We start from the raw sequence: 14,319 nt of genomic DNA on the forward strand, positions 1-14,319 counted from the left end.
TTTACACCGCACTTTTTACAGGATGAATAGAGGATATTTTAAATTTTGAATACAGCAATGCGAAGATAAACAGCATTGCTTGTAACAGAATGATACAAGGGCCAATATCCGCATTGAGATGAAAGCTAATGAGCGTCCCTAAGAAACTCGACAAGACGGAACTTACCATGGCAATGGCAATCATATAGTCAAATTTTTTGGTCAGCATAAAAGCGGTGATGCCCGGTGATATTAACATGGCAACCACCAAAATAACCCCCACCACTTGCATAGCTTCTACAATGGTCAGGGCTAACAGGGCAAGTAAGCCATAGTGTAAGATCCTTGGGGATAAGCCAGCCACTCTAGCGTGACTTGGGTCAAAACAGAACAGTAAAAAATCACGGCGTTTTAATAACATGGTGAAGAAAATCAACACTGAAATGATTAAAATTTGCAGAAAGTCGTTTAACCCCACGCCGAGTAAATTACCAAATAACACATGAGTTAAGTGCTGATCGCTTTCCACTTTGACAAACAATACCAAGCCAAAGGCAAACATACCTGAAAACACAATGCCCATCACGGTGTCCTCTTTGATTCGGCTATTTTCTTTTAAATAACCAATGGCTAAGGAGCAAAATAAGCCCGACAGAAAAGCACCCAACATCAAGGGGAGACCACATACATAAGCCAGCACGATACCGGGTAACACTGCATGGGAAATGGCGTCCCCCATTAATGACCAGCCTTTTAATACCAAATAGCAGGATAACACCGCACACACAATCGCCACCACCACGGCTGTGGCTAATGCCATTTGCATAAAAGGGTAAGAAAGCGGTTCAATAAACCAATTCATTAAGGTTTCCATTAGCGATTCTCCCCTGTGACGAGCGGTTTGTTTCGCATAAATAGGCCATATTTAGGCGAGAAAAAGAACGCCAACAAAAATAATAAGGTTTGTAAGCAGATGATTAATCCACCGGTGGCACCGTCTAGGAAATAGCTGACATACGCCCCAATAATGCTGGTGCTAATGCCTAAACATACCGCAATAATAATCAGTTTATGGAATTTATCGGTGAGCAAATAGGCGGTTGCCCCCGGTGTCACCACCATGGCAATGACTAAAATTGCTCCAACGGTTTGTAACGCAGCCACAATACAGGCACTTAACAAACTGAAAAATAACACTTTATAACGATAAGGGGATAACCCGACCGAAATGGCTTGAATTTCATCAAAGAACACTAGCAATAAGTTTTTCCAAAAGAGTAAAAGCAACAGGGTTGCCACACTGATAATGATCGCAATTTGTACCACATCTTCATCAGAAATGCCCAAAATATTGCCGAGTACAATGCTTTGTACATCCACAGCGGTTGGATTTAGCGACACAATTAACAATCCAATGGCAAAAAAAGTGGTAAAAATAAAGCCAATAATGGCATCTTCTTTGAGTTTGGTCATGGATTTGACCCAAAGAATAGAAAGTGCGGCTAAAATGCCAGAAAAAAATGCACCAACGGAATAAGGCAAAGCGAGTGAATAGGCAATGGCCACACCGGGGACGACGGAATGCGAAAGGGCATCACCAATCAGTGACCAGCCTTTTAGCATTAAATAAGCGGATAAAAACGCACAAATTCCCCCCACGCCAGCACTGACCCAAATGGCTTTGACCATATAATTGTAATGAAAGGGTTCAAGTAAAATGTCTAACATTATGGCTGTTCCTGTACATCTTTTTTGCGGATAGGGGCAGGTGGATCGATTTTGGTTTGCCCATAGAACACTGCTGGGCGTTCATCATCAGTTAATACCGTGACGGCACGTTCATCTTCATCATCATGCAAATCTCGATTGGCCAATTTAACATGGCGTAAAACTCCACCAAATAATTTCTCTAAATTATGTTGGTTAAAGGTGCTTTCAGTGGAACCGGCGGCAATCACGGTACGATTAATCATCACCACTTGATCACAAAAATCCGGTACGGAGCCTAAATTGTGGGTCGAAACCAAGATCAAATGTCCTTCTTGACGTAGTTGACCGAGTAAATCCACAATGGCATTTTCGGTTTTTACATCCACGCCGGTAAAGGGTTCATCAAGCAAAATCACTTTACTTTGTTGAGCTAACGCACGAGCCAAGAATACACGTTTTTTTTGACCGCCGGAAAGTTCACCAATTTGGCGATCCGCCAAATGTTGAATATCCACACGTTCCATGGCTTGCTGGACTTTTTGCTTATCAAGTGTGGTGGGAATGCGTAGAAAATTCATATAACCATAACGCCCTTGCATTACCACGTCATACACAGACACAGGAAATTGCCAGTCCACATCTTCACTTTGTGGCACATAGGAAATCAGATTTTGTTTCAGGGCCTTTTCCACCGGCAAATGGCAAAGCTGAATATTGCCTTGTTGATAGCGGATCAGGCCCATAATACTTTTAAATAAGGTTGATTTACCGCCACCATTGACACCAAGCAAGGCACAGATCGTTCCACCTTCTAGTTGGAACGAGACATTTTGAATGGCAATATGCCCATTATTATAACGAACAGTGACATTTTCAATATCAATAGCAGCAGTAATATTTTGCATTATTTTTCAAATCCTTGTGCAACGGTTGACACCGTGGTTTTTAATAAATCAATATAGGTTGGAACAGGGCCATCCGCCGTGGAAAGTGAATCCACATAAAGCACGCCGCCGTATTTTGCCCCCGTTTCTTTGGCCACTTGTTTCATGGCCTTATCCGAAATGGTACTTTCGCTAAACACCACTGGAATATTATGTTTGCGGACTTCATCAATCACTTTACGCACTTGTTTTGGCGTGCCTTGTTGTTCCGCATTCACTGCCCAAAGATAAAGCTCATGATAACCATAATCTTTCGCCAAGTAACTAAAGGCCCCTTCACTGGTGACTAACCAACGTTTTTGTTCGGGGACTTGCATTAATTTTTCACGTAACGGTGCATCTAATGCCTTAATTTTTTCCGCATAAACAGCGGCATTTTTATTATAAATTTCCGCATTCGCAGGGTCATATTTGCTCAACGCATTTTTAATGTTTTCAATATAAATTAACGCATTGGAAGTGGACATCCAAGAATGGGGATTCGGTTTACCTTGATATTCCCCTTCATAAATAGAAAGTGGAGTAATCCCTTCTGTCACCACCACCGCAGGCACATTTTTCATATTTTGGAAAAATTTCTCAAACCAGCGTTCTAGATTTAATCCATTCCATAGAATCAAATCTGCCGATTGAGCCTGAGCCAGATCTTTTGGCGTTGGCTGATATTCATGAATTTCTGCCCCTGGCTTAGTGATAGAATATACATCCGCAGCCTCTCCAGCCACATTTTGTGCAATATCTTGAATCACCGTAAAGGTAGTGGCCACTTTAAATTTCGCATAACTGCTGGTGGCAGCGGCGGCAAGTAGGGTGACTAACATCAGTTTAGCAAGTTTTTTCATAGCTTCTCCTTAATAAATGAATGTAAACTTTAACATGATTTCTCTACAATGCGGTTCCATAGAACCGAATTGCCCTACGAATTATAAGTATATATTTTACCAAGTCAAGCGATAATCATTCTCATTATCATATTGATTATCATTTAGCTATGCCGCTAGCTTATAAGCATTTTGCCGGTTTGGGTAATCCGGCCAATTTAGTGGCTTGTTTAGCCGGTCCATCAGGAAATAAACGTTGTAAATAGCGACTGTTGCCTTTGTCAGCCCCCAATTTTTCCGCCATAGCTTTCACCAACATGCGAATGGCTGGCGACGTTTTATATTCTTGATAAAATGACCGCACAAAGTAAATCACTTCCCAATGGGCATCCGTCAGTGACAGATTTTCCCGATTGGCAATCGCCATAGCCACATCTTCATTCCACTGATTTAAATCCAACAGATAACCTGCAGAATCGGTTTCAATTTGTATTTGGTTCACTTCAAGCATGCCATACCCTTACTTTTTGGGTGATTATAACAAAAAAACGCCCCACAATAGGGACGTTTCATTATTATTTTATCAATTGGTTAAACTAATCATCACCACGGAAAATACCGAGTAAATTTAATAGGCTGATGAATAAGTTATAAATTGAAACGAATAGACTCACTGTGGCACGAATATAGTTGGTTTCGCCACCGTGAATAATATTGCTGGTTTCAAATAAAATCCCACCGGCAGAGAACAAGACAAATAATGCACTCATGGCCACATGCAAGGCTGGCATGTTTAAGAAAATATTCGCTACCATGCCGATTAACAACACGATAAATAAGGCAAACATCATGCCAGATAAGAAAGACATATCTTTCTTGGTGGTTAATACATAAGCTGAACAAGCAAAGAATGTCGCTGCGGTACCGCCTAACGCAAGCACGATAGCGTCACTTAAACCTGCACCCACATAGGCGTTTAAAATCGGCCCAATGGTGTAACCTAAAAAGCCAGTAAAGGCAAAAACAGCGAAAATTCCCGCCGCACTATTGGCTAACGCATTGGTTAAGAACAATAAGCCATAGAAACCCACTAACATCACAATGATACCTGGACGAGGTAAATTCAGTGACATAGAAATATAAGCCACGATAGCTGAAAAGGCTAAGGTGAGGCTTAATAAAAAGTAAGTGTTGCGTAACACTTTATGCGTTTGAAGAAGTGATTCGCTTTGCTCACGACCACCTAAAACAATACGAGATTGTTGTTGCATAGATTTTCCTTTTAAGTAGTAAAAATAACTTCCGTTAAATTAATGTTAAATGAATGAAAAGTCAACGTATTTTGAACTTATCATGATTTATATGGGGGCTTTGTTTAAAATTTCAACGTTACTGCGCCATATTCTTAACGGATTTCAAAAAGCCAACGGCTGAATTGTAGACTTCAGCTTTATTTTGTGCGGCTAAAATCATATCCGACATTTCACGAAATGCCCCTTTGCCACCGCCTAAGGTGAGAACATAATCCGCTTGATCTTTCACGTAATCGGCTGAATCCGCCACCGCAAAAGCCAAACCACAGACCGCAAAAGCAGGCAGATCCACGCTGTCATCACCAATATAAGCCGTTTGTTCTGGCGTAACATTGGCTTGCCGCATTAATTCAAAGCAAGCGGTTTCTTTTTCTAGTTTACCTAATATGGATAACCTAATGCCCAGATCCGCCATACGTTTTTGTAAAATCGGGGAGGCGCGTCCAGACAATACTGCTACTTGAATACCTTGTTCCATCAGCATGCGAATGCCTAAACCATCACGTACGTGGAAACTTTTAATGGCCTCACCGTTGGCATTATAATGCAACAAGCCATCCGTTAACACACCGTCAATATCGGTGATCACGAATTTGATTTTTTGTAATTTTTCTAACATATTGGCCTTTTTTAGCTTGAGAATTCAATTAGTCCCACCACTTCACGCTGATCATTCACTACCACTAAAGAGTGAATTTTATTTTCTTTCATAAAGATTTCAGCGGAGGATAAAAATTCATCTTGGTGAATGGTTTTCGGGTTGCGGGTCATTAGATCTTGTGCGGTTTGTGTTAGCGTTGTCGCCCCATTGGTGGTTAACGCACGGCGCACATCACCGTCGGTAATAATGCCTTGTAATTGATTATTTTCCATCACTAAGGCCACGCCCATTCTGCCCTCGTTCATAATCATCAAGCAGTCGGTAAAACTGGTGCTTGGCAAGGTGAGAGGCAAGCGAGTTTGCATTTGATCTTTCACACGACAAAGTAAACGACGACCAAGAGAACCGCCTGGGTGGAATTTGGCAAAATCAATGGGTTTAAAATCTCGAGCATAGATTAATGCCACGGTTAAAGCATCACCCAACGCCAAGGTGACTAACGCAGAAGTGGTCGGTGCGAGATTATTCGGGCAGGCCTCCCGTTCGATACTAATATCCAACACATAATCCGCATGTTTGCCCAAGGTGGAATGCGGATTGCTGGTTAATGCCACAATTTTATTGCCAAAATTTTTCAAGCTCGGAATGAGTTTATTGACTTCGTCGCTTTCACCGCTATAAGAAATCAAAATCACCACATCAATGGGTTTTAACATACCTAAATCGCCGTGAAAGGCCTCGGTGGGGTGTAAAAAAAAGCTCGGCGTGCCAGTGGACGCAAGACTGGCCACAATTTTCTGCCCGATCAGGCCTGATTTCCCCACGCCACTGACGGCAATTCGCCCGTCACATTGTAGAATAAGGTCAATCACTTGATTAAAGGTATTGTCTAAATTCTGACTTAATTTTATTAAAGCCTGTTCCGCCATAGTAATGGTTTCACGGGCATTGTGTAGATGATCCATTTTATCCCCAGCAAAAGTGCGGTGAAAAAAACTGCTGTTTATTCACCTAAAATTGTTGTTGGTATTTTAGCGCAAGTTTTGATTTCACTCTAGCAAAAATTCCGTTATACTACCGCTCGAGTTGGTTAGACAATCGCTGGTTTATTGAAGCCCTAACGTGTTCGCAAGAACGATCTAGTGGGACAAATAGACGAGAGGAAAGTCCGAGCTACACAGGGCAGAGTGCTAGGTAACGCCTAGGGGGAGCGATCCCACGACCAGTGCAACAGAGAGCAGACCGCCCCTCACCTAGATTGTTTACAATGTAAGTGAGGGGTAAGGGTGAAAGGGTGCGGTAAGAGCGCACCGCATGGCGGGTAACCGTTCATGGCATGGTAAACTCCACTCGTAGCAAGACCAAATAGGAACTCAATGGATGGCCCGTCCAGAGTTCGGGTAGGTTGCTTGAGCGTGCGTGCGAACGTACGCCTAGAGGAATGATTGTCCACGACAGAACTCGGCTTATCGATCAACTCATGTTATTCCAATCCCCTCTCCCTCAGGGAGAGGGCTAGGGTGAGGGGAGCTAATTCACTGCTTTCACTTTCACCAAACACACCGCCCCAATCACAATCATCAAAAACGATACATAAAACACCGAGCTATAATGCCAATATTGTGCCAATAAACCTGCGATAGGGCCAGATACCACCCAACTTAATTTGGCGGCGTTACTAAACAACGTGGTGGCAGCACCTGCTTGGTTTGGCATTAAATCTTGAAAATATACCATGCCGAGGGTGGCGATAATGCCGATAAAAATCGCATTAAAAAATTGCAGTAACACCAACTGCCACGTTTCTTGAAAAAATAACAAGCCAAAATAAAACAAAAATCCGGCAAAAAGTGCGGTGAAAATTAAGGCTTTTTTGCTGAAATATTGGGTTAAATAACCGCCTAATAACATGATCGGGATTTCTAATCCTGCGGCGGTTCCCATTAATGTTCCCGCTAATTCAGCGGATAAATGTAATTCGTGGATCACATATAACGGCATATTAATCAAATACATGCCGTTACAATTAAAGATCATAAACACGGTGATAAACAAATACAGTACACTTTTTCGATTATTGGCGGGGGCTTGTCGTGGCGTATTGGTTTCCGTTTTTTTGCGTGGCACTTTGGGTAATAGCGTGATCGAAATCAACCCACAAAAAACAAATGCCAAGCCTGCAATGGAATACATCCAATCAAATCCCCAATTTAATGCAATGCTAAAAGACAAGGGAGGACCGACAATCCACGCTAGCGAAATTTGGGTTCGCATAATGGTGGAAAACATCACGGTTTCTTTGCCTGTGCTGTCGGCATATTCTCGTGCCAACGCAAAAGATTGTGGATTAGCAGAGGATCCCAAACCAAGCAAGGTGGTACCGAAAATTACCAACAGCCAGTAATCTCGGATAAACGCAAACACCAAACAACCGCCCACCGCTAATATACAGCAATACATCATTACTTTACGGCGGTCGTCCATTTTATCGGAATATTTGGCTAATACCTGACTTAATCCAATGCCAATAATGGCATTAATCGCATAGAAATAGCCCACCATGGCAGGGGAAACCTGAATTTCTTGCGATAAAAACAGGCTCAATGTGGGTAATTGAAAAGAGGAGGCAATGCCGGTTAAAAAGGCAATTAACAAAAACGCAAAGGCCACTAAATTGGCCGGTTTTTCAATGGATTGGGTTGGGGTGAGCATAATCGATCTCTGAAAAGCAAAAAGTGCGGTAGATTTTACCGCACTTTGGGGAATTTGATAAGATGATTGCTGTTTTTGATTGGTGAAGTTAATGTTTTGTCAAAATCAATGTATTTTGTTGGGGAAAACCAATATTCCCATTTTGGGAATTTGGTGTTATAATATGTTCCATATTCAAGCAAAGGATGAATTAATGGATATTATCGGTAAAGAACGATTAGAAGATTATGCTCAACTGCACCCTAATGCGCGTTCGTCTATTGAAGATTGGATTGTAGCCATGGAAACAAGCGATTTTAAAACACCACAAGATATTAAAAATCGGTTTAGTTCAGTTGATATTCTGCCGAAAAACCATTGTATTTTTAATATTAGTGGCAATCATCACCGTTTATTTGTGAAGGTGGTGTATGTGGCGAACAGTATGATCGTGAAATGGATTGGGACGCACGCAGAATATGATAAAAAAGATTTTAATAAGCTCTCAAAAGGGAAATAGTCATGTGGACAATCATTAAAAATAAAACACAATATAACGAGGCAATGGAACGTATTGTTGATCTTGCTGACATGGATTTACTCGAGGGGTCGCCTGAATTAGCAGAATTTGAGTTGCTTTCCTTGTTGATTAAACATTATGAAACAGAGAAATATCCCACAGTGAAAACCGATCCTGTGAGAGCAATTAAGTTTGTGATGGAACAAAATCATTTAACACCGAAAGATATGAGTTTGTATCTTGGTTCGACTTCTCGAGTGTCAGAGATTTTAAATTATAAACGAAAATTAACCTTGGATATGATTAGAAAACTCAATCAGGGCTTACATATTCCGCTTGATTTGTTGGTGGATGATTATCCTATTGCTACTGCGAAATTTAAGCAACCTGTTTTTGATGTATCATCCACACCCAATTTTGCTTAATGTTTGCGGATGTTCAGTTTTTATGTTGATAAAAGACAATCAACACAAAAACTGAACAAAACGGGATAATTACTACTTTTTAGTACCTATAATTTTTATCTTTGGGTGATGTTCTTGGTGAATTACAGGTAGGTTTACTATCATAAATATCTGTATCGTGACACTGACCTTTATAATGGGTACAAACTCCCGTCCAATAATCACAATAAGACTTACCTGGTTCGCAGATGGTAGCTGTTTTTATATATTTAACATGACACTGGTTTTCTTTAAATACAGATTGACACCCTCTGATATTCCAACCGGCAAGACAATCATTAAAAAAGCGTGAATACGATATGTACTCAGGGGCAAGTCCAAATCTATAAAGTAGCTTTCTAAAATCTTCGGAATCTTTGGCACTTGGATCTTTCTTCACATGCCCTTCAATAATATTTTTAGCAGCTTGTATATCATGCTTAAAAATTTCAATATAGTAAACGAGAGCCATAAGCTCACTCAAATTAAAAGTGGAGCCCTTTATAGCTAACTTATCGTAACTATCTAAACTGTTTATATAGCGATAGGCTTGTTCTTGTACTTCAGTACTCACCGCTTTTGTCTTGAAATCGTCCTTTCTTAGAACCGGTTTATCGAAAAGAAGCTCGCCAATAGCGGATCCGACTATGGTTCCTACACTGGGATGATTGTCTTTTCCAATATGGAAATACTTATCTTTCAGACGAAATACTTCTGGCCAATTATTTGAATTGATAGCATTAATCACCTCGTCGTCATGTTTTGGGGTCTCGATAGTACAACTACCTAATCCTAAACAGACAACAATGAGCATTTTCAACCAATTTCGCATACTAAATTCCTTTTAAAATCGATCCCAACAGTCATAGAAACACCTAAAATAAAGGGGTAAAATGTGTTGAGAAAGTTTGTTAATTAAAATATAAACTTCCCCATTCTAAAAAAAAAAAATTAAAGTCAATCCCTAAAAATAAAAAAATTTGAAAAAAATACCCCGCACTTTCGTACGGGGTTAAGTATGGTGACGATGCTTCGCATCTAAATAGAGCAGCCATGGCGTGGTGTTATTATGCGTAACCCCGTACGAGAGTGCGGGGGCGGGATTAAAAATCTAATTGAATGGGGGCGAGTTTTAACGCTTTTGCCACTTTTTCTTTAATTGCAGACTTTAATTGCTCCGCTTTTTCGTATTTTGCATAGGCAGGCTGAGAAATGCCCAAACGTCGTGCTACTTCGCTTTGTGTGATATTGAGATATTTTCGCCAAGCCTGTAAAGGAGAAAGTCCATCTACAACGACCAGTCCTACCACTTCGTGTGGAACCGTTGGTTCAGGCTTTTTGTTTTCTTGCAATAAGTCAACATAGTCTGTATAAGGCAAAATCGCTACAAGGGGATTGCCCATGGTATCATTGACAATTTGCACATTATGCGTATGTACGTTCATCTCTTTTCTCCACTTGGTTAATGGTGATAATAATCGGATTGCCTTGCAAGCGAGTGAATGAAAAAATCCCCAAGCTGTCGCATGGGGATGATTTTATTTCCCCAAATTATCAAAAAACTTCTTCACGCCATCAAAGAAACTGGAATGTTTTGGTCTTTGGGTGTCATGGCCCTCCAAACTTTCTTCCAATTGACGTAACAAGGTTTTTTGTTCTTCGTTGAGGGAAACCGGGGTTTCTACGACGATTTTGCAAATTAAATCGCCCGCATAACCACTTCGCATGGCGGTAATCCCTTTGCCACGCATACGGAACATTTTACCGGTTTGGGTGCCCTCTGGAATTTTTAATTTTGCACGTCCCTCTAAGGTCGGTACTTCAATTTCGCCCCCAAGAGCGGCTTGGGTAAAGCTAATCGGGACCTCGCAGTATAAATTATTGCCGTCACGTTCAAAAATATGATGATCCTGTACATGAATAACCACATATAAATCCCCTGCCGGCGCACCATTTTCACCGGCAGCACCTTTGCCCGTTAAGCGTAATTGGTTGCCCGTATCCACACCCGCTGGGATTTTAACCGACAGACTTTCGGTTTTATGTACACGTCCGTCGCCGTGGCATTGTTTACATGGTTTCTCAATTTTCTTACCTGTACCATGACAATGCGGACAAGCGGTTTCGGTGACAAAGAAACCTTGTTGACGGCGAACCCGACCCTGTCCGTGACAGGTTGAACAGGTTTCTACTTTGGAACCTTTTTCTGCCCCTGTGCCGTTACATTCATCACAATGCACCAAGGTGCGAATTTGAATGTCTTTGGTGACACCACGCACGGCCTCTTCCAAGGTAATTTCAATGTCGTAACGTAAATCGTCACCCCGTACCACACGTTGACGACCGCCGCCGCCCCCGCCGAACATTTCGCTGAAAATATCTTCAAAGCCACCGAATCCCCCAAAGCCACCGCCAAATCCGCCGGCACCGCCACCGAATCCGCCTTGTTCAAAGGCGGCGTGACCGTATTGATCGTAAGCCGCTCGTTTTTCTTTATCATTTAAGATTTCGTAGGCTTCGTTGATTTCTTTAAATTTTTCTTCACTGTCTTTATCACCCTTGGTTCTATCGGGGTGATATTTCATCGCTAGGCGTTTATAGGCACGTTTGATTTCTTTTTCATCCGCCCCTTTTTGAATGCCTAGTATGTCGTAATAATCTCGTTTTGCCATAATCTGTTACTCGAAATAAGTTAATCTGTAAATTTAATATTATGTACCCATTTAGCAATCAATGGCTGTAAAAACCAAATGGTTGGAAAGGCCACACAAAAGGCGACAAGCCAGTTTTTAGGCCAGTTCATAATAAAATCAAGGGTGAAACCATTATTAAATAAGGACATCCCAAATGAAATAAACATTGAATAAATAAATACCGATACGCTGACCATAATCGGACGAAACCATCTTCTTTTAATTGCCATTTTTGATTCTCTAAATTCGTTCCCTCTCCCTCTGGGAGAGGGCAAGGGTGAGGGTAATCAGTGTTAGGGTAAAACATCACCCTCACCTCCCGAAAATCCTACGGATTTTCTCCTTCCTCTCCCAAAGGGAGAGGCTGTAAATACACCAAAAGGGCGTAAACTTACGCCCTTAATTAATGGATAATAAAGATTATTTATTATCTTTCACTTCTTCAAACTCCGCATCTACCACATCATCTTGTGGTTTTCCGCTTTGAGCTTGTTGAGCGTCTGGTTGTGGTTGAGCGGCTTGCATTAATTTTTCAGATACTTGAATTAACGCTTGCAATTTCGCATCAATTTCCGCTTTATTTTCACCTTTGGCTGCGGTTTCAAGCTCGCCTAAGGCTTTTTCAATCGGAGCTTTGTCATCAGCAGAAAGTTTGTCGCCTACTTCGCTTAATTGTTTGCGAGTAGAGTGAACAATTGCATCTGCTTGATTGCGAGCTTGCACTAATTCTTCAAATTTACGGTCTGCTTCGGCGTTGGCCTCTGCGTCACGTACCATTTGTTGAATTTCTTCATCACTTAAACCAGATGAGGCTTTGATCGTGATTTGTTGCTCTTTACCTGTGCCTTTATCTTTCGCTGAAACGTGGATAATACCGTCTGCGTCAATGTCAAAGGTGACTTCAATTTGTGGCATACCACGTGGTGCTGGGTTAATGCCTTCAAGGTTGAATTGACCCAAAGATTTATTGGCTGACGCTTGTTTACGTTCACCTTGTAACACATGAATCGTTACCGCACTTTGGTTGTCTTCCGCCGTTGAGAACACTTGCGATTTTTTGGTTGGAATCGTGGTGTTTTTCTCAATCAGGCTTGTCATCACACCGCCCATGGTTTCGATACCCAATGATAACGGGGTCACGTCTAACAATAATACATCAGTCACGTTGCCAGACAACACGCCACCTTGTACCGCTGCACCCACTGCCACCGCTTCATCTGGGTTCACGTCTTTACGTGGTTCTTTACCAAAGAACTCGGCGACTTTTTGTTGTACTAATGGCATACGAGTTTGACCGCCGACCAAAATCACATCATCAATTTGTGAAATGCTCAAGCCAGCGTCGTTTAATGCCACTTTAACAGGCTCAATAGAGCGCGCCACTAAATCTTCCACTAAAGCCTCTAATTTGGCACGGGTCAATTTAATATTCAAGTGTTTAGGACCTGTTGCATCTGCGGTGATATATGGCAAGTTCACATCTGTTTGTTGTGCAGAAGAAAGTTCGATTTTCGCTTTCTCGCCTGCCTCTTTTAGTCGTTGCATAGCTAATGGATCGTTGCGTAAATCCACGCCTTGTTCTTTTTTGAACTCGTCAACCAAGTAGTTAATCACACGGTTATCAAAGTCCTCACCCCCTAAGTGGGTATCCCCGTTGGTGGCTAATACTTCAAAGGTTTTTTCGCCGCCCACTTCATCAATTTCGATGATGGACAAGTCGAATGTACCGCCACCTAAGTCGTAAACCGCAATGGTTTGGTTGCCTTTGCCTTTGTCTAAACCGTAGGCAAGAGCCGCCGCCGTTGGTTCATTGATAATACGTTTTACATCTAACCCTGCAATACGACCTGCGTCCTTAGTGGCTTGACGTTGGGCGTCGTTAAAGTAAGCCGGTACTGTGATGACGGCCTCGGTGACGGTTTCGCCCAAGAAATCTTCGGCGGTTTTTTTCATTTTTTTCAACACTTCGGCTGAAATTTGTGGTGGCGCTAATTTGTCGCCTTTCACATCTACCCATGCGTCGCCGTTGTCGGCTTTCACAATGCTGAATGGCATAATGTTCACATCACGTTGTACTTCTTGGTCTTCAAAACGGCGACCAATTAAACGTTTGATCGCAAATAACGTATTTTTCGGATTGGTCACCGCTTGACGTTTCGCCGGTTGACCCACTAAGGTTTCATTGTCATTGGTATAGGCAATGATTGACGGGGTGGTGCGATCGCCCTCGGCGTTTTCAATCACACGTGGTTTGTCGCCATCCATGACAGCCACACAAGAGTTGGTTGTCCCTAAGTCAATACCGATAATTTTTCCCATAATTTGTTTTCCTTCTAGTTAAATCTGTTTATTTCGCAATGCTTTTCTTGTTGATATTCAGAATAAGCTCGCTTGCTTGTTACTTAAAATGTGGTTGGCTTTTCCTTTTTCAAGGGCTGTTTTAAAATTTTTTTGATATTTTAAAATAGCAGGACAACATCACATTTTTTGATTGTGTTGATAAAGTAAGGTTGGTTTTGCGTATTTCAAGTGGGGAGAAAGAAAATAGGGGAAGAAAGAGAATAGGGGGAGATAGCTTAAAATCAAGGTGAAACTGCGGTGTAA

At 41.7% G+C, this 14,319-nt stretch carries 16 protein-coding genes and 1 other RNA gene; 3 read left to right on the forward strand and 14 right to left on the reverse strand.

All coding sequences use genetic code 11. The annotated features are described in order from the left end of the window. Position 1: 1 nt before the first annotated feature. The 8 genes from ACTG7X_RS00480 to ACTG7X_RS00515 form a co-directional block, all read right to left on the reverse strand. Positions 2 to 853: a metal ABC transporter permease gene (locus ACTG7X_RS00480; RefSeq protein ID WP_439256608.1), complete on the reverse strand. Its 852-nt coding sequence runs from the start codon at positions 851 to 853 to the stop codon at positions 2 to 4. Further along, on the reverse strand, positions 853 to 1,707 hold the full coding sequence (locus ACTG7X_RS00485) for a metal ABC transporter permease (RefSeq protein WP_439241304.1): 855 nt from the start codon (positions 1,705 to 1,707) through the stop codon (positions 853 to 855). The genes ACTG7X_RS00480 and ACTG7X_RS00485 overlap by 1 nt, the downstream gene beginning before the upstream one ends. Continuing rightward, positions 1,707 to 2,594: an ATP-binding cassette domain-containing protein gene (locus ACTG7X_RS00490; protein ID WP_439256609.1), complete on the reverse strand. Its 888-nt coding sequence runs from the start codon at positions 2,592 to 2,594 to the stop codon at positions 1,707 to 1,709. Before ACTG7X_RS00490 ends, ACTG7X_RS00485 begins: the two co-directional genes overlap by 1 nt. Beyond that, positions 2,594 to 3,475, reverse strand: a complete 882-nt coding sequence (locus ACTG7X_RS00495) for a metal ABC transporter substrate-binding protein (RefSeq protein WP_439256610.1) — start codon at positions 3,473 to 3,475, stop codon at positions 2,594 to 2,596. The genes ACTG7X_RS00490 and ACTG7X_RS00495 overlap by 1 nt, the downstream gene beginning before the upstream one ends. A gap of 160 nt (positions 3,476 to 3,635) precedes the next feature. Next, a complete protein-coding gene (locus tag ACTG7X_RS00500) occupies positions 3,636 to 3,965 on the reverse strand; it encodes a TusE/DsrC/DsvC family sulfur relay protein (protein WP_439256611.1) in 330 nt (109 codons plus the stop codon). Positions 3,966 to 4,050: 85 nt separating this feature from the next. Further along, positions 4,051 to 4,725 carry a Bax inhibitor-1 family protein gene (locus ACTG7X_RS00505; protein ID WP_439256612.1) on the reverse strand — a complete coding sequence of 225 codons (675 nt, stop codon included), beginning with the start codon at positions 4,723 to 4,725 and terminating at the stop codon, positions 4,051 to 4,053. Between the two features lie 118 nt (positions 4,726 to 4,843). Then, complete coding sequence (locus ACTG7X_RS00510; protein WP_439256613.1) at positions 4,844 to 5,386, reverse strand: KdsC family phosphatase; 543 nt, start codon at positions 5,384 to 5,386, stop codon at positions 4,844 to 4,846. Positions 5,387 to 5,397: 11 nt separating this feature from the next. Then, complete coding sequence (locus ACTG7X_RS00515; protein WP_439256614.1) at positions 5,398 to 6,333, reverse strand: KpsF/GutQ family sugar isomerase; 936 nt, start codon at positions 6,331 to 6,333, stop codon at positions 5,398 to 5,400. A gap of 117 nt (positions 6,334 to 6,450) precedes the next feature. On the opposite strand from ACTG7X_RS00515, the gene rnpB reads away from it, so the two are divergent. Further along, an RNA gene (gene rnpB / locus ACTG7X_RS00520) (RNase P RNA component class A) lies at positions 6,451 to 6,853 on the forward strand. A gap of 45 nt (positions 6,854 to 6,898) precedes the next feature. On the opposite strand, the gene ACTG7X_RS00525 is transcribed toward rnpB, so the two are convergent. Further along, entirely contained in the window at positions 6,899 to 8,080 is a 1,182-nt protein-coding gene (locus ACTG7X_RS00525) for an MFS transporter (protein WP_439256615.1), read from the reverse strand. 91 nt (positions 8,081 to 8,171) lie between these two features. On the opposite strand from ACTG7X_RS00525, the gene ACTG7X_RS00530 reads away from it, so the two are divergent. Together ACTG7X_RS00530 and ACTG7X_RS00535 are read left to right on the forward strand one after the other, a co-directional pair. Continuing rightward, on the forward strand, positions 8,172 to 8,579 hold the full coding sequence (locus tag ACTG7X_RS00530) for a type II toxin-antitoxin system HigB family toxin (RefSeq protein WP_439256616.1): 408 nt from the start codon (positions 8,172 to 8,174) through the stop codon (positions 8,577 to 8,579). 2 nt (positions 8,580 to 8,581) lie between these two features. After that, positions 8,582 to 9,004, forward strand: a complete 423-nt coding sequence (locus tag ACTG7X_RS00535) for a helix-turn-helix domain-containing protein (RefSeq protein WP_439256617.1) — start codon at positions 8,582 to 8,584, stop codon at positions 9,002 to 9,004. Positions 9,005 to 9,083: 79 nt separating this feature from the next. On the opposite strand, the gene ACTG7X_RS00540 is transcribed toward ACTG7X_RS00535, so the two are convergent. The 5 genes from ACTG7X_RS00540 to dnaK form a co-directional block, all read right to left on the reverse strand. Then, on the reverse strand, positions 9,084 to 9,854 hold the full coding sequence (locus ACTG7X_RS00540) for a hypothetical protein (protein WP_439256618.1): 771 nt from the start codon (positions 9,852 to 9,854) through the stop codon (positions 9,084 to 9,086). Positions 9,855 to 10,125: 271 nt separating this feature from the next. Continuing rightward, complete coding sequence (locus tag ACTG7X_RS00545) at positions 10,126 to 10,467, reverse strand: helix-turn-helix domain-containing protein (RefSeq protein ID WP_439256619.1); 342 nt, start codon at positions 10,465 to 10,467, stop codon at positions 10,126 to 10,128. A gap of 93 nt (positions 10,468 to 10,560) precedes the next feature. Further along, a complete protein-coding gene (gene dnaJ, locus ACTG7X_RS00550; protein WP_439256620.1) occupies positions 10,561 to 11,694 on the reverse strand; it encodes a molecular chaperone DnaJ in 1,134 nt (377 codons plus the stop codon). A gap of 20 nt (positions 11,695 to 11,714) precedes the next feature. Then, positions 11,715 to 11,945 carry a DUF2798 domain-containing protein gene (locus ACTG7X_RS00555; protein WP_439256621.1) on the reverse strand — a complete coding sequence of 77 codons (231 nt, stop codon included), beginning with the start codon at positions 11,943 to 11,945 and terminating at the stop codon, positions 11,715 to 11,717. Between the two features lie 190 nt (positions 11,946 to 12,135). Next, positions 12,136 to 14,034, reverse strand: coding sequence for a molecular chaperone DnaK (dnaK, locus tag ACTG7X_RS00560; protein ID WP_439256622.1), 1,899 nt, complete (start codon positions 14,032 to 14,034; stop codon positions 12,136 to 12,138). Positions 14,035 to 14,319 lie beyond the last annotated feature (285 nt).

Source organism: Lonepinella sp. BR2271 (assembly GCF_051851515.1).
In the GTDB taxonomy this organism is placed as follows: domain Bacteria; phylum Pseudomonadota; class Gammaproteobacteria; order Enterobacterales; family Pasteurellaceae; genus Lonepinella.

Bases quoted from the DNA above. Each gene is read 5' to 3' on its own strand.
- ACTG7X_RS00480 (WP_439256608.1), bottom strand. From the start codon at position 853: ATGGAAACCTTAATGAATTGGTTTATTGAACCGCTTTCTTACCCTTTT.
- ACTG7X_RS00485 (WP_439241304.1), bottom strand. From the start codon at position 1,707: ATGTTAGACATTTTACTTGAACCCTTTCATTACAATTATATGGTCAAA.
- ACTG7X_RS00490 (WP_439256609.1), bottom strand. From the start codon at position 2,594: ATGCAAAATATTACTGCTGCTATTGATATTGAAAATGTCACTGTTCGT.
- ACTG7X_RS00495 (WP_439256610.1), bottom strand. From the start codon at position 3,475: ATGAAAAAACTTGCTAAACTGATGTTAGTCACCCTACTTGCCGCCGCT.
- ACTG7X_RS00500 (WP_439256611.1), bottom strand. From the start codon at position 3,965: ATGCTTGAAGTGAACCAAATACAAATTGAAACCGATTCTGCAGGTTAT.
- ACTG7X_RS00505 (WP_439256612.1), bottom strand. From the start codon at position 4,725: ATGCAACAACAATCTCGTATTGTTTTAGGTGGTCGTGAGCAAAGCGAA.
- ACTG7X_RS00510 (WP_439256613.1), bottom strand. From the start codon at position 5,386: ATGTTAGAAAAATTACAAAAAATCAAATTCGTGATCACCGATATTGAC.
- ACTG7X_RS00515 (WP_439256614.1), bottom strand. From the start codon at position 6,333: ATGGATCATCTACACAATGCCCGTGAAACCATTACTATGGCGGAACAG.
- ACTG7X_RS00525 (WP_439256615.1), bottom strand. From the start codon at position 8,080: ATGCTCACCCCAACCCAATCCATTGAAAAACCGGCCAATTTAGTGGCC.
- ACTG7X_RS00530 (WP_439256616.1), top strand. From the start codon at position 8,172: ATGTTTTGTCAAAATCAATGTATTTTGTTGGGGAAAACCAATATTCCC.
- ACTG7X_RS00535 (WP_439256617.1), top strand. From the start codon at position 8,582: ATGTGGACAATCATTAAAAATAAAACACAATATAACGAGGCAATGGAA.
- ACTG7X_RS00540 (WP_439256618.1), bottom strand. From the start codon at position 9,854: ATGCGAAATTGGTTGAAAATGCTCATTGTTGTCTGTTTAGGATTAGGT.
- ACTG7X_RS00545 (WP_439256619.1), bottom strand. From the start codon at position 10,467: ATGAACGTACATACGCATAATGTGCAAATTGTCAATGATACCATGGGC.
- dnaJ (WP_439256620.1), bottom strand. From the start codon at position 11,694: ATGGCAAAACGAGATTATTACGACATACTAGGCATTCAAAAAGGGGCG.
- ACTG7X_RS00555 (WP_439256621.1), bottom strand. From the start codon at position 11,945: ATGGCAATTAAAAGAAGATGGTTTCGTCCGATTATGGTCAGCGTATCG.
- dnaK (WP_439256622.1), bottom strand. From the start codon at position 14,034: ATGGGAAAAATTATCGGTATTGACTTAGGGACAACCAACTCTTGTGTG.